Below are 19,964 nucleotides of genomic sequence, written 5' to 3'. Positions count from 1 at the left end.
GGTTCACATACTATTTAGTGTAGGGGATGACGGCGGGACGGGGAAATAAATAACCCGTCTCAGGCGACGGGTTCATTGGTGTCAGGCAAGGCGCATGACCCAGGCATCGGACTGGCGGTCGTAATGTTTACGGTAGAGAACGGAATGTTCGCCATTGAGAATCGCGGGCACGCTGGTGTCGGCATCCCAGGCGTCAAGCTGCATACATAAGTCTGGATCGGATTTGCAGGGTATGCTTAACGTTCGCTCACCCTGATGCTCACCGTGCAGTTCGGCATCGTCTATTTCGAACGCGCCGATGCGGACATTGGTTTTACTCATCGCTTCACCCCATTTTTCAGCTGAGTTGTGGTACGACCAGTTATGGCCGTTATTTTTCAGCGTAGTCAATGGGGCGAAAAGCGCCAGTCAAAAAGTGCGCATTTTTTGCGCGGCCTCACACCTTGCCGGCAAAAAGTTTTCCATCGCGCACCAGTTCGCGCGGATAGCTGTTCTTCAGTCGGGAGCCGACGCGCTTCGCCAGGCCCAGCGGGACGCCCTGGAAGGTCACAATGGTTTCATCCTGCCCAGGCGCGGTTTGCGGATAGACGTCGCGCCCGCGATACCATTCCTCCGCTTCCTCCTGCGACAGCTCGAAGGCGCGCTGCGGCGCGGCAAAGGCGATAACCGCCTCATGCTGCCAGCGGTACCCCTTATTGTGCAGCTCCGCCAGGCGCACGCCGATGCGAGAAAAGCGCACCTTGCCGAACAGGGACTCCAAAGCCAGCGGAAACAGCCACAGCTCTTTATCCCGCTGCCACAGCGTATGGCCTGCGTCCCACTCCAGGCCAACAGCCCTGGCGGCGGCAGTTACCGCGGCGGCCTCCCGGTCCTTCAGCGGCGTAAACGGGAATTTACCGACCTTATAGCCTGGCGCCGGGAGCGGATCGATCGCCGCAGTTTTGCGCAACCTTGCGACAAAGAAGCCTTCGCAATCGTAAATTTGCGGAAAAACGTGCAGAAAACCTTCCGCGGTTAAGGCGTCGGCTGCGCCGGGAAACAACTCTCCCAGCGGCAGGATCTCCACCGCCTGCGGATAGCGGGACAGCAGCCACTCAATGACCGATTGATTTTCTTCACGATTCAGGGTGCAGGTGGAATACACCAGCGTCCCGCCAGGGCGCAGAGCATGGAAGGCGCTGTCGATAAGCTCGCGCTGAGTGGCGGCGATGTCGAGGTTGCTCTCCGGCGACCAGTTTTTCAGCGCGTCGGCGTCTTTACGTACAACCCCTTCGCCGGAGCAGGGGGCGTCAAGCAGGATGGCATCGAAGGTTTCGGGCAAGGCCGCGCCAAAAACCCGGCCGTCGAAGTGGGTCAGAGCGACGTTGCTGATGCCGCAGCGGCTGATGTTGGCATGCAGCACCTTCACCCGGCTGGCGGAGAATTCATTGGCGAGAATGCCGCCCGCGTTGCCCATTCGGGCTGCAATTTGGGTGGTTTTCGATCCCGGGGCGGCGGCAACGTCCATCACCCGTTCGGGCTGCCGGTTATCGGCGAACAGGGCGGCGACCGGCAGCATCGAACTGGCTTCCTGAATATAGAACAGCCCGCTGAGATGTTCGGCGGTACTGCCCAGCGGCAGCGCGTCGTCATCCTCTCGCTCGATCCAGAATCCCTCTGCGCACCAGGGCACCGGCGCGAGCTGCCAGCCGTAGGGGGCAACCAGAGAGAGGAAATCATCGACGCTAATCTTCAGCGTATTGACGCGAATACTGCGGCGTAGCGGGCGCTGACAGGCGGCGATAAAGTCGTCGAAAGAGAGATGCGCTGGCATCGCCGCGCGCATTTGAGCGAGAAACGCTTCAGGGAAATAGACAGTATTTTCAGCCACGGGCAGCGCACCACAGAAAAAAAAGGGTGCGCAGTTTAGCACAAACGCCCCGGCGCGTGACACCGGGGCGTGCGGTTTACCCTCTCCCCGCGCCCGGCGTTGCCCGGGGCGGGAGAAGGGGGCATTACTGCGGCAGAGCGGTGCCCCACTCCCGCCACTCTTTCGGCTCGCTCTCCTGCAGCAGGAAGTGCTTGCCATCCTGGGCCTTCGGCGCCAGCGGCGTGCCCGGCGGCGTGGCAAAGGCGATCCCGCCGCGGATAAACTGATTGAAGGTACCGGTTTTCACCACCCCGCCAATCAGGCCGAAGTCGAGGCTGTAACCCGAGGCCAGCCAGAACACCGAGTTATTACGTACCAGGTACTGGTAGCGCTTACTGATGCGCAGCTTAACCATCACCCGGTCAGACATCGACCCCAGCGACAGTCCGGTAACCGTCCCGACTTCCAGTCCGCGGAACAGGACCGGCGTACCGATGCCAAGCGACCCCGCCTCCGGCGCTTCCACCACGATGTTCAGGCCGTCGATATAACGCGAATCGCTGATCGTCGTATCCTGGATCTCAAAATCGCGTCGTGCCGGGCCGCGGCCGGGCTCAACGTTGATGTAGGCCTGGAACAGGGTGTCGAGATGTTCCACGCCCGCGGCGGAGATTTGCGGGGTGATCACCGAGAAGCGGGTCCCGGCGCGGGCGAAGGTGCCGACGTATTCCGGATAGAGCACCGCTTTCGCCTGCACTTCGTTTTTGGCGGTGATTAGCTCCAGCGACTGGATTTGACCGATGTCGATGCCGAGATAACGAATCGGCATCCCGGCCGCCATCTTCCCGGCGTCGTACGCGTGCAGGGTGATTTGGCCGCCCACGGCGCGCGCCGCCGTTTCAGATGCATAAAGGATACGTTTGTTATTCAGCCGTGCTCCGGCGCTGCTGCCATTGAGGTTATCGAAACTGATCGCCCCTTTGATCGCGCGCGCCAGCGGCGAGGCCTGCACGGTGAGTCCGTTACCGTCAAGCTTGACCTTCGCACCGCCTTCCGCCCAGAAGACGCTGTTGTTGGTCAGCAGGTAGCGGTACTCCGGCTTGATATGCAGATCGATATCGAATGCATCCTTGCGCGGTTTGACGGCGATGATCTCGCCGACGGCGAATTTACGATACAGCACCACCGAGCCGGCCTGAACGTCAGGCAGCGTCTCAGCAGACAGGCTCAGGGTAGTAGTCGGCACTTCGCTCAGGCTATTTTCCTGCGCCTTTTCAAGGTTAGCGTACAGCGGATAGCTGCTTTGCATTTTGTCTTTTTCGCCGGGGATCACCCTGATCCCGCCGTTCACCCATTCGCTGGCGCTGGCGCCCAGCACCTGCACGCCGTCGAGCCCCACTTTGACGTCCAGACGACTGTTAACCACAAATTTGCTGTCGCCGTGAATTAGATCGCGGTATTCAGGGTCAATGGCAACCTGAAAGGTCACCCCTTTGGCCGTCAGTTTACGCTCCAGCACCTGGCCGACTTTTACTCCGTGCAGCACCAGCGGCTGACCGCCGTCGATGCCGTAGCTCTCCGGCGCCGAGAGGGTAACGGTGGCGACGTTGGGCTCATCCAGCAGCGCTTTATCCGCCGGCATTACCGAGAAGTGATTGCGTGGCTCGCCTTCGCCGGGCACCAGCTCAAAGGTATTGCCGGTGAGCAGGGTGCTAATGCTGGGGTTATCGAGGGAGAGCTTCGGCTTCTTCATCTGAATCAGCGTTTTCTCCCGCAGCAGCGTCACCACGCTCGGGTCGACGGTCATCTCGCCAGTAACTTTGCCGCCGGGGTTTAGATTCAGTTTGCTTAACTGGCCCACCTCCAGCCCCTGATACATGAGCGGCGTCGAGCCTGCTTTCAGTCCGTCGCCATCAGGCAGATCGAGGGTCACTACCACGCCGCGCTGGCTATGCGCCAGATCTTCATACAGGTGATATTCATCGTTTTGCGAGGCGACATGCGAATCGGCGGGGGAGTCAAAGGCGATGGCGCCGTTCACCAGCGCGGACAGGTTCTCCAGTTGCACTTTGGCCCCGCTCAGACCGACGTCGGCCTTGACGCCTGAGACGTTCCAGAAGCGGCTGCCTTTTTTCACCAGATTGGTAAACCGGCGCTCAATTAGCACATCGATGGTCACCCCCTGATTATTGGCATTCAGGGAATAGTCATACACCCGCCCGACCGGGATTTTTCGGAAGTAGACCAGCGAGCCGCTGTTCAGAGAGCCAAGATCCGGCGCCTGCAGGTGGATCATTAGCTCGCCGTTGTTGATGCGGTATTTAGGTTGGGTGTCGAGGGCGACAAAGTGATCTTCGGGTTCACCCTTGCCCGGCATCATGCCGATGTAGTTCCCGCCCACCAGCGCATCGAGGCCCGATACGCCGGCCAGAGAGGCTTTCGGCGTGACCAGCCAGAACTGGGTCTCTTTGCGCAGCGCATCTTTCATATCGCGTTTGATGCTGGCCGAAACCTCAATCTTACTCAGATCTTTACTGAGGCTAATATCCTGGACGGTGCCGACTTCAACCCCCTGATAGCGGATCGGCGTCCGTCCCGGCACGATGCCGTTCGCGGACTGGAAATCAATCGTAATCGTCGATCCGCGATCGTCAAAGCTGGTCCAGATTAGCCAGGCGGCAATCAGCAACGCGATGACCGGCAGCAGCCAGAATGGCGAAATACGGCGTTTGGTTTTTATTCTGGCTTCAGTCTGCGAAGCGGGCGTTTCCTGACTCATGTGCGTCCCAAAGTAAGCGGCTGTCCAGCCATTCAACTGCAAGAATAGTTAAAATTACCGCGCCGCCAAAGTAAACCGCAGCCGGCCCCATGGTGAAGGCGAGGAGCTGATCGCGATTTATTAGCGACATGGTGAGTGAGATAACAAACAGATCCAGCATCGACCAACGGCCAATCCAGGTGATTAGCCGCAGCAGCAGGATGCGGGTGCGCAATCCCTGCTCGCACTTGAATTGTATGCTGAGCAGCAGGGTAAATAACACTATAACTTTGGTGAATGGCACCAAAATACTGGCGATAAACACGACCCCGGCAATGGCGATATTGCTGCTGGCCAGGGAGATGATCCCCGAGAGGATCGTGTCGTCCTGGCGCGCGCCGTTGACGTAGATGATGGAGATTGGCAACAGGTTGGCCGGAAAGAGGAAAACCAGCGAGGCAATCAGCGCCGCCCAGCTGCGCTGCAGGCTCTGCGGTCGGCGATGATGCAGCGGCGTGTGGCAGCGTCGGCAGCGGCCGCGCGCGTCGCGATAGCCGGTGTAATGGCAGCCGGTGCACACCTGCAGATTATTATCGGCGCGGGTCGCCGGACGCTCGGGATAGAAACGCTCCCATAGCTCTTCGACGTTCATATGAATAAGCGTCAGGATGCTCAACAACGTCAGGGAGATAAACGCCACCAGACCGATGCCCGGCTGCAGGAAGGCGTAATCCTGCACCTTGATGGAGGCGACGCCGATGCCCACCAGATAGATATCCAGCATCACCCACTCTTTAAGCTTGCCGAGCATCAGCAGCACCGGCCGCAGGTTCATCCCCAGCACATTGCCCAGCCAGAGATAGCTGATGGAGACCACCAGCAGCACCGGGGCGACCACCGCGCAAAACAGCACCATGGCGGCGGTAATCGGATCGCCCTGCGCGGTCATCTGCCAGATCCCCTGCAGGACGTTGGCGTCGATGCGTACGCCCAACAGATGCAGGCGCAGCAGAGGTTCAGACCAGGCGAAAGGCATGAGCAATAGCATCGCGAGGGCCATGCTGCCCAGGCGGGTCAGCGACCAGTCGCGGCCATCGCGCACCTTCGCGTTACAGCGCGGACACCAGGCGCTTTGGTTGCGTTTGAGCACCGGTAAGCGGAAGAGCATGTCACACTGCGTACAGCGCTGGTAATGCGCATAGGGAAGCGGCGTGCTGACGGTATGCACGACCATCTTTTTCGCAGGTTTGAGGGTGGGTGTTTTTATCGGCATTTATTACGTACAGGAATGAATGTATCTCACTATCTTAACCTATGAATGAATTCATCTTGAGCCCAAGCGCATTTAATGCTTATTTTAGTAGGCTGTACGTATCAGGCAGTAAGACAACAAAGTGAAGATATAATGAGCAAAACAGAATTTTACGCGGATCTGAACCGCGATTTCCAGGCATTAATGGCAGGTGAAACCAGTTTTCTGGCGATGATCGCCAATACCAGCGCGCTGCTGTTCGAGCGGCTGAGCGAGGTCAACTGGGCCGGTTTCTACCTTCTGGAAGGCGATACCCTGGTGTTGGGACCGTTCCAGGGCAAACTGGCCTGCGTGCGGATCCCGGTCGGGCGAGGCGTATGCGGCGCGGCGGTGGCGCAGGCTCAGGTCCAGCGCGTCGAGGACGTCCACGCCTTTGACGGCCACATTGCCTGCGATGCCGCCAGTAATTCGGAAATTGTCTTCCCTCTGCGCGTGAATGGCCAGATTATCGGCGTGCTGGATATCGATAGTCCGGCTTACGGGCGCTTCACCGCTGAAGATGAGCAGGGGTTGCGCACGCTGGTCGAGCATCTGGAAAAACTCATTGCGGCCACGGATTATCAAAAAATCTTTACCCGTGTCGTGGGATAATCAACGGATAACGTAGCATTTAGCGAGGACGTCATTATAATGTCGCCTGTTCATGCCTGCGGCTTGTTGGCTACGTCCGTTGTAATCAGGAAATTTCATGGAAAATCAACCTAAGTTGAATAGCAGTAAAGAAGTTATCGCCTTTCTGGCCGAACGTTTCCCGCAGTGCTTTAGCGCTGAAGGTGAAGCGCGCCCCCTGAAAATCGGAATTTTTCAGGATCTCGTTGAGCGAGTGGGTGGTGAGATGAATCTCAGCAAGACCCAGCTTCGCGCTGCATTACGTCTCTACACGTCCAGCTGGCGTTATCTGTACGGCGTAAAAGCCGGCGCTATTCGCGTTGACCTGGATGGCAATCCGTGCGGCGAACTGGAAGAGCAGCACATTGCCCATGCGCGTCAGCAGCTGGAAGAAGCGAAAGCTCGCGTTCAGGCGCAGCGCGCAGCCCAGCAGGCGAAAAAACGCGAAGCCGCTGCGGCCGCAGGCCAGCAGGATGAAGGCGTTCGCCGCGAGCGTAAACCGCGTCCTCAGCAGCCGCGTCGTAAAGAAGGCGCTGAACAGCGTAAACCGCGTCCTGTTGCGGCCAAAGCCCCGCGTGAAGAGCGTCTTACTCCGGTATCGGATGTATCCGTTCTGACCGTCGGCCAGGCGCTGAAGGTAAAAGCAGGCAATAACGCCATGGACGCCACCGTTCTGGAAATCACCAAAGATGGCGTTCGTGTACAGCTGACTTCTGGTATGTCAATGATTGTACGCGCAGAACACCTGGTGTTCTGAAACGGAGGCCGGGCCAGGCATGAACACATTTTTTAAAATCACCGCGCTTGCGGGCCTGCTGGCAATAGCAGGCCATGCATTCGCTGTTGATGACATAACCCGCGCAGATCAAATCCCCGTGCTGAAAGAAGAGCCGCAGCACGCGACGGTAAGCGAGCGCGTGACGTCGCGCTTTACCCGCTCTCATTACCGTCAGTTTGATCTCGACAACGCCTTCTCGGCAAAGATTTTTGACCGTTACCTGAACCTGCTGGACTACAGCCACAATGTGCTGCTGGCCAGCGATGTGGCGAAGTTTGCGGCTAAAAAAGACCAAATTGGCGATGAGCTGCGCAGCGGGAAACTGGACGTCTTTTACGACCTCTACAACCTGGGGCAGCAGCGCCGCTTCGAGCGCTATCAGTATGCGCTGAAGGTGCTTGAACGTCCGATGGACTTTACCGGCAATGATAATTTCAATCTTGACCGCTCCAAAGCGCCGTGGCCAAAAGACGAGGCCGAGCTGAACAAGCTGTGGGACGCTAAGGTTAAGTTTGACCAGTTAAGCCTGAAGCTGGCGGGTAAAGACGATAAAGAGATCCGCGACACCTTAACCCGTCGCTATAAGTTTGCTATCCGTCGCCTGGCGCAAACCAACAGCGAAGATGTCTTCTCGCTGGCGATGACCGCCTTCGCTCGCGAAATCGATCCGCACACAAATTATCTGTCGCCGCGTAATACCGAGCAGTTCAATACCGAAATGAGCCTCTCACTCGAGGGGATCGGCGCCGTGCTGCAGATGGATGATGACTATACCGTCATTAATTCGCTGGTGGCGGGCGGTCCAGCCGCGAAAAGCAAAGCGATCAGCGTCGGCGATCGCATCGTTGGCGTTGGCCAGACCGGGAAGTCGATGGTTGATGTCATCGGCTGGCGTCTGGATGACGTCGTGGCGCTGATTAAAGGGCCGAAGGGCAGCAAGGTTCGTCTTGAAATCCTGCCGGCCGGTAAAGGAGCCAAGACGCGTATTGTAACGCTGACCCGCGAGCGCATTCGTCTGGAAGACCGTGCGGTGAAGATGTCGGTGAAAACCGTCGGGAAAGAAAAAGTCGGCGTGCTGGATATTCCAGGCTTTTACGTTGGCCTGACCGATGACGTGAAAGTGCAGCTGCAGAAGCTGGAAAAACAGAACGTCAGCAGCATCATCATTGACCTGCGCAGCAACGGCGGCGGAGCGCTGACAGAGGCGGTATCGCTCTCGGGTCTGTTTATTCCGTCCGGCCCGGTAGTGCAGGTGCGGGATAATAATGGCAAAGTGCGCGAAGACAGCGACAACGATGGCGTGGTTTATTACAAAGGGCCGCTGGTGGTGCTGGTTGACCGCTTTAGCGCCTCGGCGTCTGAAATCTTCGCCGCAGCGATGCAGGACTATGGCCGCGCGCTGATCGTTGGCGAACCGACCTTCGGTAAAGGGACGGTACAGCAGTATCGCTCGTTGAATCGTATTTACGATCAAATGCTGCGTCCGGAGTGGCCGGCGTTGGGTTCCGTCCAGTACACCATCCAGAAGTTCTATCGTATTAACGGCGGCAGTACGCAGCGCAAAGGCGTGACGCCGGATATCATGATGCCAACCGGCAATGAAGATCGCGAAACCGGCGAGCAGTATGAAGACAACGCGCTGCCGTGGGATAGCATCAACGCGGCCACCTATGTGAAGTCCGGGGATCTGACCCCGTTTGGACCGGAGCTGCTCAAGCGCCACGACGAGCGTATTGCGCAGGATCCTGAATTCCAGTACATCATGAAGGATATTGCCCGTTATAACGCGATGAAGGACAAACGTAACATCGTCTCTCTGAACTACGCCCAGCGTGAGAAAGAGAACGAAGAAGATGATGCGATTCGTCTGGCGCGGATTAACGATCGCCTGAAACGCGAAGGCAAGCCGCCGCTGAAAAAACTGGACGATCTGCCGAAGGATTACCAGGAGCCGGATCCGTATCTTGATGAAACGGTCCATATCGCGGTAGACCTGGCGCATCTGGAAAAAGCGCGCCCGGCGGTGGAACCGCCGGCCAGCAAATAAGTTGCTAACGGGCACCCTGAGAGGTGCCCGTTTTTTTTGTGCGCGTTGTCATCGCCATTCAGCTCATCTAACAAAATGTCAACCTGCGCTGCCGCTGTCAGCAAGATGCTACAAAATGTAAAGTTGTGTTTTTATCGTGACTTAGCGGGGGCTGATGGTTGAAAATTGCAGCCTGACCCATACGATGTGGGTAATCGCATAGTGCGTTTTGTTAAATTGAGGTAAAAAGAAAATTATGATGCGAATCGCGCTTTTCCTGCTGACGAACCTGGCAGTGATGGTCGTGTTCGGGCTGGTGTTAAGCCTCACGGGGATCCAATCCAGCAGCATGACCGGTCTTCTGATTATGGCCCTGCTGTTCGGCTTCGGTGGTTCTATCGTTTCGCTGATGATGTCGAAGTGGATGGCGCTGAAGTCAGTGGGTGGGGAAGTGATCGAGCAGCCGCGCAACGAAACGGAACGCTGGCTGATGAATACCGTTGCGCAGCAGGCGCAGCAGGTAGGTATTGCCATGCCGCAGGTAGCTATCTATCACGCGCCTGACATTAACGCCTTCGCCACCGGCGCGCGTCGTGACGCCTCGCTGGTCGCCGTCAGCACCGGGCTGTTGCAAAACATGAGCCGTGATGAAGCGGAAGCGGTCATTGCCCATGAAATCAGCCACATCGCCAATGGCGATATGGTTACCATGACCCTGATCCAGGGGGTGGTGAACACCTTCGTTATCTTTATCTCCCGCGTTATCGCGCAGATTGCGGCCGGTTTCCTCGGCGGCAACCGGGAAGATGAAGGGGAGAGCAGCAATGGCAACCCGCTGATCTACTTCGCCGTCGCCACGGTGCTTGAGCTGGTGTTCGGTATTCTGGCCAGCATAATCACCATGTGGTTCTCGCGTTACCGTGAGTTCCATGCTGACGCCGGCTCGGCGCGTCTGGTAGGCCGCGAGAAGATGATTGCAGCCCTGCAGCGTCTGAAAACCAGCTATGAGCCGCAGGAAGCCAGCAGCATGATGGCGTTCTGCATTAACGGTAAAGCGAAATCCATGAGCGAACTGTTTATGACTCACCCGCCGCTGGATAAGCGTATTGAAGCCCTGCGTAGCGGTGAATATCTGAAATAATCTATCTTCTGACGCTGAAAACGAAAATCCGCAGCCCGCAAGCTGCGGATTTTTTTTACCGTCCGTCAGGCTGCGCGCGGCTGAGTGACCCGCAGACCGCTAATTAGCGCGGCGACGATAGCCAGGGTGCCGGCCAGCAGCAGGGCGGTGTGGGTGCCGTTGTTACCGAGCAAATTGAATAGCAGCGCCACCAGCGCCGCGCCGGTGCTCTGTCCGAGCAGGCGAGCGGTGCCCAGCATGCCGCTGGCGCCGCCGCTACGATGGCTCGGAGCCGAGGCGACGATGGTATGGTTGTTCGGCGACTGAAACAGCCCGAAGCCGGCGCCGCACAGCGCCATGCGCCAGATGATATCCAGATCGGAGGGCGACGAGGGCAGCAGCGCCAGGCCGAACAGGCCGCAGGCCATAATCAGCAGGCCGACAGCCCCCAGCAGCCCGGCATGACATTTCTCGATCAAATAGCCGGCCAGCGGCGCCATCACCATGGTCGCTAACGGCCACGGCGTTAGCAGCAGACCAGTCTCCACTTCGCTGCGCCCCATCATCGACTGCAGAAAAAAGGGCAGGGAGACCATCGCCAGCATCTGCGCGCAGAAGGAGCAGATGGAAGTGCAGATAGAGAGAGAGAAGAGTGGGATACGCAGCAGGTCGACCGGCAGCAGGGGGACGGGCATCGTGAGCTGGCGGCGAACGAAGAAGAACCCCACCACCAGCATAGCGGCGACCTCCGCCAGCACCAGCTGAGTGGACTGCCCCTGGGCGAAACCGCTCAGGGCGGTGATCAGCAGCCCGAAGGTAAGGGCGTTCATAATGGCGCTCGGCAGATCGAAGCGGATGATTTTGCTGCGCGCGCTGTTGGGCGGCAGAAAGCGCATGGCCAGAACAAAGGCGACGATGCCGAGAGGCACGTTAATTAAAAACAGCCATTGCCATGAGGCGAGGGAGAGGATCGCTGCGGCGATAGTCGGGCCTGCCGCCGAAGAGACGGCAACGACAAAGGAGTTAATGCCCATGCCGCGACCAAGAAAGCGCTGCGGATAAATCAGACGGATCAGCGCGGTGTTGACGCTCATCAGCGCGGCGCCGCCCAATCCCTGCGCGACGCGGGCGAAGGTTAGCATTTCGAGGCTACGCGACAGCGCGCAGGCCAGCGAGGTAAAGATAAACACCACCAGGCCTATCTTATAGATACGCCGATAGCCGACCATGTCGCCGAGGAAGGAGAGCGGCAGCAGGGCGATGACAATGGCGATTTGGTAGGCGTTAACGATCCAGATTGAAGCCGCCGGTGAGGCGTTGAGATCGCTGGCGATAGTCGGCAGCGCGACGTTGGCGATAGCCCCGTCAAGCACGGCCATGGTCAGCCCAAGCACGATGGTCAGAATGGCGCCATAGCGTTGCGGCAACGGCACGCCATCAGAAGAATTTTTATCCATGGTGAATATGAGTCTTAAATGAAACGGTTTTTTGAATGATGAGTTTAGCATTGATTAATTCGCAGTATGTCGCAGATTTGTAACGAAGTGGCAGAAGAATGATTGCGGCTCAGAGGCGGCGAATTTATAATAAAAACCGGTTCTAATTTTTATAAAACAGTTACGACGAGGTGATAAATGGCAGGTGCAGATTTGGATAAACAGCCAGATTCTGTCTCTTCGGTATTGAAGGTTTTCGGCATCCTACAGGCGCTGGGTGAAGAGCGTGAAATTGGCATTACCGAACTGTCCCAGCGCGTCATGATGTCGAAAAGCACCGTTTATCGCTTTTTACAGACCATGAAATCACTGGGCTATGTGGCACAGGAAGGAGAGTCTGAGAAATACTCTCTCACCCTCAAGCTGTTCGAACTGGGCGCGCGCGCGCTGCAGAACGTCGACCTGGTGCGCAGCGCCGATATTCAGATGCGCGAACTTTCGCGACTGACGAAAGAGACCATCCATCTTGGGGCGCTGGATGAAGACAGTATCGTCTACATCCATAAAATTGACTCGATGTATAACCTGCGGATGTACTCGCGTATTGGCCGCCGCAACCCGCTGTACAGTACCGCGATTGGCAAGGTGCTGCTGGCATGGCGCGATCGCAGCGAAGTGGAGCAGATCCTCGACGGCGTGGAGTATAAGCGCAGCACCGAGCGGACCATTACCAGCACCGAGGAGTTGCTGAAAGTGCTGGATGGCGTTCGCGAGCAGGGCTATGGCGAGGATAATGAGGAACAGGAAGAGGGGCTGCGCTGCATTGGCGTGCCGGTGTTTGACCGTTTCGGCGTGGTCATCGCCGGGCTGAGCATCTCATTCCCAACGCTACGTTTCTCTGAAGAACGCTTGCATGAATACGTGGCGATGCTCCACCAGGCGGCGCGTAAGATTTCTGAACAAATGGGATACAACGACTATCCGTTCTGAGGCGGCGGATAACGGGGTTGGCGACCGCGGCGCTACGTCGCGATCGCCGGTTCGATGTTAGCCGTTATCAACCACGGTTGTGCTTTTACGCAGCAGAGGGCAACTGCTGACGCCGATCACTCCGCTGTCGGAATGAACATAAAGTGCGGTGCTGACTCCGCGGGCGGTGAGATATTGGCACTTAAGACCCAGACCGCCGACGTTTTCCTCACTGTGGAATAACACCCCATAACCGCTCAATAATACGCCAATCCATAAGATAGCCACCAAGATAATAGTACGAATGATTAATCGCATTGATGCCTCATTATTTGTATGATCCCTGGCTTGATTTTGACACGAACACGTTTTGAAACAAGTCGATGATTCCTAAACTTACCTTTCGTAATACAGTTAGCCGCGGTTTAAGAAGGCCGTGCTATCCTGGCGACATTGCGTACTGATGCGGAGAGTGGAGTGAAAAAATTACGGTGGGTTTTACTGATAGTCATCATAGCAGGCTGCCTGTTGCTGTGGACTCAGATGCTTAACGTAATGTGCGACCAGGATGTTCAGTTTTTCAGCGGCATTTGCACTATTAATAAATTTATTCCGTGGTAAGACATTTTTCTGCCGACTGATTTCCTTCTGCGCCGCGGGTGGTAGAATGAACGCCTTCTCTTTGAGGTGGTGAAATGAGTGAGTTACTAAATCCTGGGATTTTAAATCTGGCATCGCTGGCTGTGTCCGTGGCGCTGCTGCTTGTCGGTCTGTTGTTATGGTTCTTCGTCAACCGCGCCAGTTCGCGGGCCAATGAGCAGATAGAGCTGCTGCAAGCGCTGCTGGATCAGCAAAAGCGGCAGAATGCGCTGTTACGTCGCCTGTGCGAAGCTAATGCGCCAGAGAAAGAGGATATGGCTGAGCCGACCGTCGCCGGCAAGGCGAAAGGGGAGGATGAGTTTATCCGCCTGGTAGCTGAACGTTAAGGTGCCCGACAGGTGTGCATCATAAGATGCGCACCTGCATGATAGCGGGCGGTAATATCTTATTCTTATTCCATTATTCCTTTCTTAGTGCAATATCCTCTTTATTACACGCTGTAAATAAAGTCATTCTCGCCGCGTTTATTGTTGGGTAACGTGACACTGTCATCTTTTTTTCATTATTAAGGTGCAGAATTAGCACTATTTTTAGCGTGACGACTAACAGGTTTTATTATCACTACACTGGCACGGCTTAGCGATTTTTAGCCTGGAGTTATAACGAATTATGCGCATCAATATTCACCGTTGCCCACCAGACGCTTACATTACAGCAGTTCGTGTACGGACATACCTGGACGAAGCGAAGTTGTTGAGCTATGGTAAAAAAGTTGCAGTAATGAGGCAACGAATGGGCGATATTGGCTGATGCTGTAGCGCCTTGCCAGGGGCGGCAAAGACGCATAAATGTGCAGGCGATCAAATGATTACCTTATAATTTGTGCGAACGATCGAGACACGTTTAAAAATGGCTTGCCATTATTTACGTAGTGTGTGATAACACGTTTCGGGTTAAACGAGGTACAGTTCTGTTTATGTGTGGCATTTTCAGTAAAGAAGTCCTGAGTAAACACGTTGTCGTTGAATACCGCTTCTCTGCCGAACCTTAAATTAGTGCCTCATGCAGTTATGTGTCAGTTTTATCTAGGTAAACGCCAGCAGGCGAAGAAAACAGTCTAAGGAATTTTGCAAATGGCAAAGATTAAAGGTCAAGTTAAGTGGTTCAACGAGTCTAAAGGTTTTGGTTTCATTACTCCGGCTGATGGCAGCAAAGACGTGTTCGTACACTTCTCCGCTATCCAGGGTAACGGCTTCAAAACTCTGGCTGAAGGCCAGAACGTTGAGTTCGAAATTCAGGACGGCCAGAAAGGTCCGGCTGCAGTTAACGTAACTGCTATCTGATACAAGACCACTCTTCTTGTATAAAAGCCTCGCCTGCGCGGGGCTTTTGCATTTTTATTGCAAAGCATGTCATTTTTCCCCCTCCCGTCGCGTCTTGTTGCAAATACTCATCTTTATTAGCATTGTGTAGCAGTCTGTTTTGCTAATTTTCTGTTAAATCAGTTGGTTGCAAAACAATGCCGGAGCTATGGTGCTAAAGAAAAAAACGAAGTCCGCCGCCAGTTTCACCCCGATTCGCTTCGGGTTACTGTGTGTGGCCATTCTCGGTTGTCTGGGGCTGCTGCTGGTCCGCGTGGGCTGGCTACAAATTATCTCCCCCGATAACCTGGTAAAACAAGAAGATATGCGCTCCCTGCGCGAAGAACCCGTAGCGGTTGAGCGGGGGATGATCAGCGACCGGGAAGGACGGCCGCTGGCGGTGAGCGTTCCGGTCAGTGCTATCTGGATCGACCCGCAGACCACTATGGAGAAGGGCGGTGTGGGCTATGGACCCCGCTGGCAGGCGATGGCCGAAGCGCTGCACCTCAACCTCGGAGAGCTGGCCCAGCGGGTACAGAGTCATCCCCACGCTCGCTTTCTCTATCTGGCGCGTCAGATCAATCCCGAGCAGGCAGAGTGGATTGATAAACTGCATCTGCCGGGTGTCTACCTGCGCGATGAATCGCGACGGTTCTACCCGGCGGGCCACGTGGCTGCCAATCTGCTGGGCTTTACCAATGTTGATAATCAGGGCATCGAAGGGGTGGAGAAAAGCTTTAACGCCCAGTTGACCGGTAAACCCGGGCGACGTCTGGAGCGTAAAGATAAACATGGCAATGTCATTGAGAACATTACCGAAGTGCCGCCGGTTCCGGCGCATAATCTGCAGCTGAGTATTGATGAACGCCTGCAGACGGTGACGGAAGACGCCCTCGACAACGCCGTCCGCTGGAACAAAGCAGAGTCCGGGGCGGCGGTATTGATCAAAATTGATACCGGCGAGATCCTGGCGATGGCCAGCTATCCGGACTTCAATCCGAACAATCGCGATAGCGCGACGCTGGATGATTTTCGCAACCGGGCCATCAGCGACACCTTCGAGCCCGGGTCGACGGTCAAACCGCTGGTGATCATGACTGCGCTACAGCAGGGGATTGTCCAGCCAGACAGCGTGGTGGATACCCATCCGTTCGTCCTCGATGGCCATCGTATTCGCGATGTGGGCTATTATCCGGAGCTGAGCCTGACCGGGATCCTGCAGAAATCCAGCGATACCGGCGTGTCCCATCTCTCGCTCGCCATGCCGGTGCAGCATCTGATCGATACCTATAAAGCTTTCGGCTTTGGCGAACCGACGGGGCTGGGGTTGACCGGCGAAAGCGCCGGGCTGATGCCGCATCGCCGCTACTGGGGGCAACTGGATCGCGCCACCTTCGCCTTCGGCTATGGTTTGATGGTCACCCCGCTCCAGCTCGCCCACGTCTACGCCACCATCGGCGGCTTCGGCATTGCGCGACCACTGTCGATTACCCGCATCGATCCGCCGGTGATGGGCACGCGGGTGATGCCGGAGAGTATTGTGCATAGCGTGGAACATATGATGGAGAGCGTGGCGCTCCCGGGCGGGGGCGGTACCAAAGCGGCGGTACGCGACTACCGGGTGGCGGTAAAAACCGGCACGGCGAAGAAAATCGGCCCGGACGGCAAATATATCGATAAGTATGTGGCCTATACCGCCGGCGTGGCGCCCGCCAGTCGACCACAGTTCGCGCTGGTGGTGGTGATGAACGATCCGAGCAATGGTTCCTATTACGGCGGCGCTGTGTCCGCGCCGGTCTTCAGCCAGATCATGGGCGATGTCCTGCGGCTGGAGAACGTCATGCCGGACGGCATGCCGCAAGGGGCGGAGAATCTGATCGTAATGCACGATAGCCACCCACAGGGGCCGGCGCTGTAACAGTGGTCTGCAGGGGCGAATAGCGCTACACTTTCGCCCTTTCAGCAACACCGGAGCCGTCATGTCATACAGTTGCCCCCTTTGTCACGCGCCGCTCAGCCGTAGCGACAACCACTATTCCTGCCCGCAGCGGCACCAGTTCGATCTGGCGAAAGAGGGGTACGTCAATCTGCTACCGGTGCAGTTCAAGCGGTCGCGCGATCCCGGCGATAGCGCCGAAATGATGCAGGCCCGGCGGGCGTTCCTCGACGCCGGACATTATCAGCCGCTACGGGATGCTATCGCTGAGCGGCTGCGACATTACGCCCCTACGGATTTACTGGATATCGGCTGTGGCGAGGGGTATTACACCCACGCGTTTGCCGCCATCGCCAGCTGCAGCTGGGGGCTGGACGTGTCGAAGCCGGCGATCCGCGCGGCGGCAAAACGCTACCCGCAGGTGAATTTTTGCGTGGCCTCCAGCCAGCGCCTGCCATTTTCCGACGCTAGCTTCGACGCGGTAGTGCGCATTTACGCGCCCTGCAACGCCGAAGAGCTGGCGCGGGTGGTGCGTCCCGGTGGTTGGGTGATCACCGCCACGCCGGGTCCCCGTCACCTACTGGAGCTGAAAGGGCTGATTTACGATGAAGTTCGCCTGCATGAGCTGAAGACGGAAGCGATGCCGGGGTTCCGCCTGGAGGCTCAGCAGCAGCTGGCTTATCCGATGATCCTGACGGGAAGTGAAGCGCAGGCCCTGCTGCAGATGACGCCGTTCGCATGGCGGGCTAAAGCCGAAGTGTACGCCGCGCTGCGTCAGCAGCCGACCTTTGGTTGCCAGACCGATTTTATGATCCACTGCTGGCAGCGCGAAGCGTAAAGCTTAACCGGCGAAATGGCTCCAGAGGATTTCGCTGCCGATGCCAATCAGCACGATACCGCCGAGAATTTCGGCTCGTTTGCCAAGCAGCGGGCCGATAAAGCGACCGACCATCATCCCCAGCGTCGACATGATAAAGGTGGCGCAGCCGATCGCCAGCGCGGTGGTCACAATGCTGACCTGCAGGAAGGCCAGACCGACGCCGACGGCCATCGCGTCAAGGCTGGTGGCGAAGGCGGTGGTGACCAGAAGCCAGAAACCATGTCGGTGAGGCGCCTCGCACGCCTCGTCGCTGTCGCCGCGAAAACCTTCGACGATCATTCGCCCGCCGAGAAACACCAGTAAAATAAAGGCAATCCAGTGATTCCACTCGAGGATAAACTGGCTGGCCAGCATGCCAAGCCCCCAGCCGACCAGCGGCGTCAGGGTTTCAATGGCGCCAAAAATCAGCCCGGTGCGTACTGCCTCTGAAAATTTGGGTTTATGCAGGGTGGCGCCTTTGCCGATGGAGGCTGCGAAGGCGTCCATGGACATGCCGAAAGCGAGAAGAATGGTAGCGGATAAATTCATGTGCGTGTCCTGACCGGGGATAATCCATATGACACATCGCTGCCCCCAGTAAACATACGCGGAGCCGCTCAATGGCTGAGCAATACGTACAGCAGTGATGTATCTATGGTCTCGCCTGATTGAATCTCTTCAACCCGTACGTGCCACGTTTTGCAACGAGTATGTTGACACGTACATTTCCTGGCGGGCAGGAAATCGGCTACTCCCCAACGACGGGCGCAACCTTAACATATTTTTAGAATATAAAACAATAACAGAAGAGGGCTATTTTAATAACCAAATGATAACGATTTTCATTTAAATTTATAAGTGAAAAAATAGTTAATAAAAAAGATAAGGTTAGGCGGGAAATATAGCCGTGGCTATAATATTTCTCCGCTGCTAACGGGAATAATATAGCGCTGGCTATATTTTTAAGTCATTGAGTTGTAATGAGAAGTTTGTATATCTTCTCCAGATCGTCGATATTTCGTACGCGTATCAGCAGCCGCCGTTGCTCTAATTGCATCACCAGCACACCGTCCTCGGATAAATTCATCTCTTTAATCCGCTGATATTCTATCCACACGTTGGCGAAGAAAAAGCCGCGCGGTTTAAAAATGATTTTCGGCGTACGGATCCAGAATAAATAGAGCCCCATCAGCGCCAGCGCAGATAATAGCCAGGTGGTGATCGCCGTGCCGTGCTGGGTAATGTTGTTATAGATCAGAATGGCGGTGAGGCCGACAAAGATCATGCCGTCAACGCGACTGCGGCGAAGCAGGGGGATGGCCAGCAGTACCGGGCCGTTTCGCCTCGGCATAATAAACTGGTCATATATCGCGTAGGCCAGTAGCGCAAGGATAAACAGGATGATCACCAGGTCCGTGAAGGTCATTGCTTTGCGTTTCTCCTGATAAAAAAAAGCCGGGGGCAAGCCCCCGGCGTACAGCCTGGAAATTACAGACCCAGCAGGCCGACCGCGTAGCCGGCGATACCGATGACGAAGAAGCCAACGATGATCCACAGCGGGTTAACTTTCTTACGCAGCAGCCACATACAGGCGAAGGTCAACAGCAGCGGCACCAGACCAGGCATCAGCTGATCAAGGATAGTCTGCACCGTGGTGACGTGAACCTGTCCGTCAGAGCCGGTGATTTTTGACACCACCATCGGAATGTTCACATGCGTCCACTTGTTAACCAGCGCCCCCATGACAAACAGGCCGAGGATTGACGCCCCCTCAGTCAGTTTCTGCAGGAAGCCGCCGCCCATATCTTTAACGATATCCACGCCTTTGCGATAACCATAGGCGACACCGTAGTAACGGGTCAGCAGACGCACCGCGTTGAACAGGATAAAGAACAGCAGAGGACCGAGCAGGCTACCGCTCATCGCGATCCCGGCGCCTAAGGCTGCAAACACCGGACGCACGGTACCCCAGAAGATCGGGTCGCCAACGCCGGCCAGCGGTCCCATCAGACCGACTTTGATGCCGTTGATAGCGCCATCGTCAATCTCTGCGCCATTGGCGCGCTGCTCTTCCATCGCCAGCGTTACGCCCAGTACCGGAGCGGCAACGTAAGGGTGGGTGTTGAAAAACTCAAGGTGACGCTTAATCGCCTGCTTACGCGCATCGTTGTTCTCCGGGTACAGACGACGAATCGCCGGAACCATAGAGAAGCAGAACCCCAGCGCCTGCATACGTTCGAAGTTCCATGAACCCTGGAACAGGTTAGAACGAATGAACACGCCACGAATATCACTCTGTGTGAGTTTTTTCTCGGTGGTATTTTTAGTCATATCAACCATTTCGCTCACCT

The 19,964-nt window shown here is 56.3% G+C and carries 18 protein-coding genes and 2 pseudogenes; 11 read left to right on the top strand and 9 right to left on the bottom strand.

All coding sequences use genetic code 11. From position 1 onward, the window contains the following. Positions 1–81: 81 nt before the first annotated feature. The 4 genes from HMPREF3140_RS05535 to yebS form a co-directional block, all read right to left on the bottom strand. Positions 82–321: a YebV family protein gene (locus HMPREF3140_RS05535; protein ID WP_002911393.1), complete on the bottom strand. Its 240-nt coding sequence runs from the start codon at positions 319–321 to the stop codon at positions 82–84. Positions 322–436: 115 nt separating this feature from the next. Further along, positions 437–1,870, bottom strand: coding sequence for a 16S rRNA (cytosine(1407)-C(5))-methyltransferase RsmF (gene rsmF / locus HMPREF3140_RS05530; RefSeq protein WP_032411854.1), 1,434 nt, complete (start codon positions 1,868–1,870; stop codon positions 437–439). Positions 1,871–1,994: 124 nt separating this feature from the next. Further along, on the bottom strand, positions 1,995–4,628 hold the full coding sequence (locus HMPREF3140_RS05525; protein WP_070552876.1) for a PqiB family protein: 2,634 nt from the start codon (positions 4,626–4,628) through the stop codon (positions 1,995–1,997). Beyond that, positions 4,597–5,880, bottom strand: a complete 1,284-nt coding sequence (yebS, locus tag HMPREF3140_RS05520; protein ID WP_002911387.1) for a membrane integrity lipid transport subunit YebS — start codon at positions 5,878–5,880, stop codon at positions 4,597–4,599. Before yebS ends, HMPREF3140_RS05525 begins: the two co-directional genes overlap by 32 nt. 132 nt (positions 5,881–6,012) lie before the next feature. On the opposite strand from yebS, the pseudogene HMPREF3140_RS05515 reads away from it, so the two are divergent. The 4 genes and pseudogenes from HMPREF3140_RS05515 to htpX all read left to right on the top strand — a co-directional run bounded on the left by HMPREF3140_RS05515 (position 6,013) and on the right by htpX (position 10,473). Further along, positions 6,013–6,526: pseudogene (locus HMPREF3140_RS05515) on the top strand (GAF domain-containing protein). A gap of 81 nt (positions 6,527–6,607) precedes the next feature. Beyond that, positions 6,608–7,285, top strand: coding sequence for an RNA chaperone ProQ (gene proQ, locus HMPREF3140_RS05510; protein WP_002911385.1), 678 nt, complete (start codon positions 6,608–6,610; stop codon positions 7,283–7,285). Positions 7,286–7,304: 19 nt separating this feature from the next. Then, positions 7,305–9,353, top strand: a complete 2,049-nt coding sequence (gene prc, locus HMPREF3140_RS05505; RefSeq protein ID WP_004145536.1) for a carboxy terminal-processing peptidase — start codon at positions 7,305–7,307, stop codon at positions 9,351–9,353. 235 nt (positions 9,354–9,588) lie between these two features. Further along, complete coding sequence (gene htpX / locus HMPREF3140_RS05500; RefSeq protein WP_002911381.1) at positions 9,589–10,473, top strand: protease HtpX; 885 nt, start codon at positions 9,589–9,591, stop codon at positions 10,471–10,473. Positions 10,474–10,538: 65 nt separating this feature from the next. Here the strand turns inward: htpX and HMPREF3140_RS05495 are convergent, their stop codons facing one another. Continuing rightward, positions 10,539–11,909, bottom strand: coding sequence for an MFS transporter (locus tag HMPREF3140_RS05495; protein ID WP_004184658.1), 1,371 nt, complete (start codon positions 11,907–11,909; stop codon positions 10,539–10,541). A gap of 177 nt (positions 11,910–12,086) precedes the next feature. Between HMPREF3140_RS05495 and kdgR the strand changes: the two genes are divergently transcribed. Next, positions 12,087–12,878 (top strand): DNA-binding transcriptional regulator KdgR, encoded by a 792-nt coding sequence (gene kdgR / locus HMPREF3140_RS05490; protein WP_002911378.1) that lies wholly within the window; start codon positions 12,087–12,089, stop codon positions 12,876–12,878. Between the two features lie 57 nt (positions 12,879–12,935). On the opposite strand, the gene HMPREF3140_RS05485 is transcribed toward kdgR, so the two are convergent. After that, positions 12,936–13,175, bottom strand: a complete 240-nt coding sequence (locus HMPREF3140_RS05485) for a YobH family protein (RefSeq protein ID WP_004145533.1) — start codon at positions 13,173–13,175, stop codon at positions 12,936–12,938. 159 nt (positions 13,176–13,334) lie between these two features. Here HMPREF3140_RS05485 and mgrB point away from each other — a divergent pair, with 159 nt between their 5' ends. The 6 genes and pseudogenes from mgrB (at position 13,335) to rlmA (ending at position 17,592) form a co-directional block, all read left to right on the top strand. After that, a complete protein-coding gene (gene mgrB, locus HMPREF3140_RS26980) occupies positions 13,335–13,478 on the top strand; it encodes a PhoP/PhoQ regulatory lipoprotein MgrB (RefSeq protein WP_002911375.1) in 144 nt (47 codons plus the stop codon). A gap of 74 nt (positions 13,479–13,552) precedes the next feature. Next, on the top strand, positions 13,553–13,843 hold the full coding sequence (locus tag HMPREF3140_RS05475; RefSeq protein ID WP_032411849.1) for a YebO family protein: 291 nt from the start codon (positions 13,553–13,555) through the stop codon (positions 13,841–13,843). A 590-nt stretch (positions 13,844–14,433) separates the two neighbouring features. Then, a pseudogene (locus tag HMPREF3140_RS26970) lies at positions 14,434–14,505 on the top strand (DUF2627 domain-containing protein); the annotation flags it as partial. Between the two features lie 85 nt (positions 14,506–14,590). Next, complete coding sequence (cspE, locus tag HMPREF3140_RS05465; RefSeq protein ID WP_001062678.1) at positions 14,591–14,800, top strand: transcription antiterminator/RNA stability regulator CspE; 210 nt, start codon at positions 14,591–14,593, stop codon at positions 14,798–14,800. 187 nt (positions 14,801–14,987) lie between these two features. Continuing rightward, entirely contained in the window at positions 14,988–16,736 is a 1,749-nt protein-coding gene (gene ftsI / locus HMPREF3140_RS05460; RefSeq protein WP_032411846.1) for a peptidoglycan glycosyltransferase FtsI, read from the top strand. A gap of 61 nt (positions 16,737–16,797) precedes the next feature. Next, complete coding sequence (rlmA, locus tag HMPREF3140_RS05455; RefSeq protein ID WP_032411843.1) at positions 16,798–17,592, top strand: 23S rRNA (guanine(745)-N(1))-methyltransferase; 795 nt, start codon at positions 16,798–16,800, stop codon at positions 17,590–17,592. Between the two features lie 3 nt (positions 17,593–17,595). Here rlmA and mntP read toward each other — a convergent pair whose 3' ends face one another. From mntP to HMPREF3140_RS05440, 3 genes are all read right to left on the bottom strand, one after another. Then, positions 17,596–18,162 carry a manganese efflux pump MntP gene (mntP, locus tag HMPREF3140_RS05450; RefSeq protein WP_002910921.1) on the bottom strand — a complete coding sequence of 189 codons (567 nt, stop codon included), beginning with the start codon at positions 18,160–18,162 and terminating at the stop codon, positions 17,596–17,598. 418 nt (positions 18,163–18,580) lie between these two features. Continuing rightward, complete coding sequence (locus HMPREF3140_RS05445) at positions 18,581–19,039, bottom strand: DUF986 family protein (RefSeq protein WP_002910920.1); 459 nt, start codon at positions 19,037–19,039, stop codon at positions 18,581–18,583. 62 nt (positions 19,040–19,101) lie between these two features. Beyond that, the gene (locus HMPREF3140_RS05440) at positions 19,102–19,953 is read right to left on the bottom strand and encodes a PTS mannose transporter subunit IID (protein WP_004145526.1); all 852 of its coding nucleotides are present in this window, start codon (positions 19,951–19,953) and stop codon (positions 19,102–19,104) included. Between the last annotated feature and the right edge of the window lie 11 nt (positions 19,954–19,964).

The sequence above is a fragment of the Klebsiella sp. HMSC16A12 genome (genome assembly GCF_001808265.1).
Lineage (GTDB): Bacteria > Pseudomonadota > Gammaproteobacteria > Enterobacterales > Enterobacteriaceae > Klebsiella > Klebsiella pneumoniae.
This window is presented reverse-complemented; position numbering and strand designations above follow the sequence as displayed.

Coding starts and splice junctions, on each gene's coding strand:
- HMPREF3140_RS05525 (WP_070552876.1), bottom strand. CDS start 4,628: ATGAGTCAGGAAACGCCCGCTTCGCAGACTGAAGCCAGAATAAAAACC.
- HMPREF3140_RS05485 (WP_004145533.1), bottom strand. CDS start 13,175: ATGCGATTAATCATTCGTACTATTATCTTGGTGGCTATCTTATGGATT.
- HMPREF3140_RS05440 (WP_004145526.1), bottom strand. CDS start 19,953: ATGGTTGATATGACTAAAAATACCACCGAGAAAAAACTCACACAGAGT.
- ftsI (WP_032411846.1), top strand. CDS start 14,988: ATGGTGCTAAAGAAAAAAACGAAGTCCGCCGCCAGTTTCACCCCGATT.
- yebS (WP_002911387.1), bottom strand. CDS start 5,880: ATGCCGATAAAAACACCCACCCTCAAACCTGCGAAAAAGATGGTCGTG.
- HMPREF3140_RS05445 (WP_002910920.1), bottom strand. CDS start 19,039: ATGACCTTCACGGACCTGGTGATCATCCTGTTTATCCTTGCGCTACTG.
- prc (WP_004145536.1), top strand. CDS start 7,305: ATGAACACATTTTTTAAAATCACCGCGCTTGCGGGCCTGCTGGCAATA.
- cspE (WP_001062678.1), top strand. CDS start 14,591: ATGGCAAAGATTAAAGGTCAAGTTAAGTGGTTCAACGAGTCTAAAGGT.
- HMPREF3140_RS05475 (WP_032411849.1), top strand. CDS start 13,553: ATGAGTGAGTTACTAAATCCTGGGATTTTAAATCTGGCATCGCTGGCT.
- mntP (WP_002910921.1), bottom strand. CDS start 18,162: ATGAATTTATCCGCTACCATTCTTCTCGCTTTCGGCATGTCCATGGAC.
- HMPREF3140_RS05535 (WP_002911393.1), bottom strand. CDS start 321: ATGAGTAAAACCAATGTCCGCATCGGCGCGTTCGAAATAGACGATGCC.
- rlmA (WP_032411843.1), top strand. CDS start 16,798: ATGTCATACAGTTGCCCCCTTTGTCACGCGCCGCTCAGCCGTAGCGAC.
- htpX (WP_002911381.1), top strand. CDS start 9,589: ATGATGCGAATCGCGCTTTTCCTGCTGACGAACCTGGCAGTGATGGTC.
- kdgR (WP_002911378.1), top strand. CDS start 12,087: ATGGCAGGTGCAGATTTGGATAAACAGCCAGATTCTGTCTCTTCGGTA.
- HMPREF3140_RS05495 (WP_004184658.1), bottom strand. CDS start 11,909: ATGGATAAAAATTCTTCTGATGGCGTGCCGTTGCCGCAACGCTATGGC.
- proQ (WP_002911385.1), top strand. CDS start 6,608: ATGGAAAATCAACCTAAGTTGAATAGCAGTAAAGAAGTTATCGCCTTT.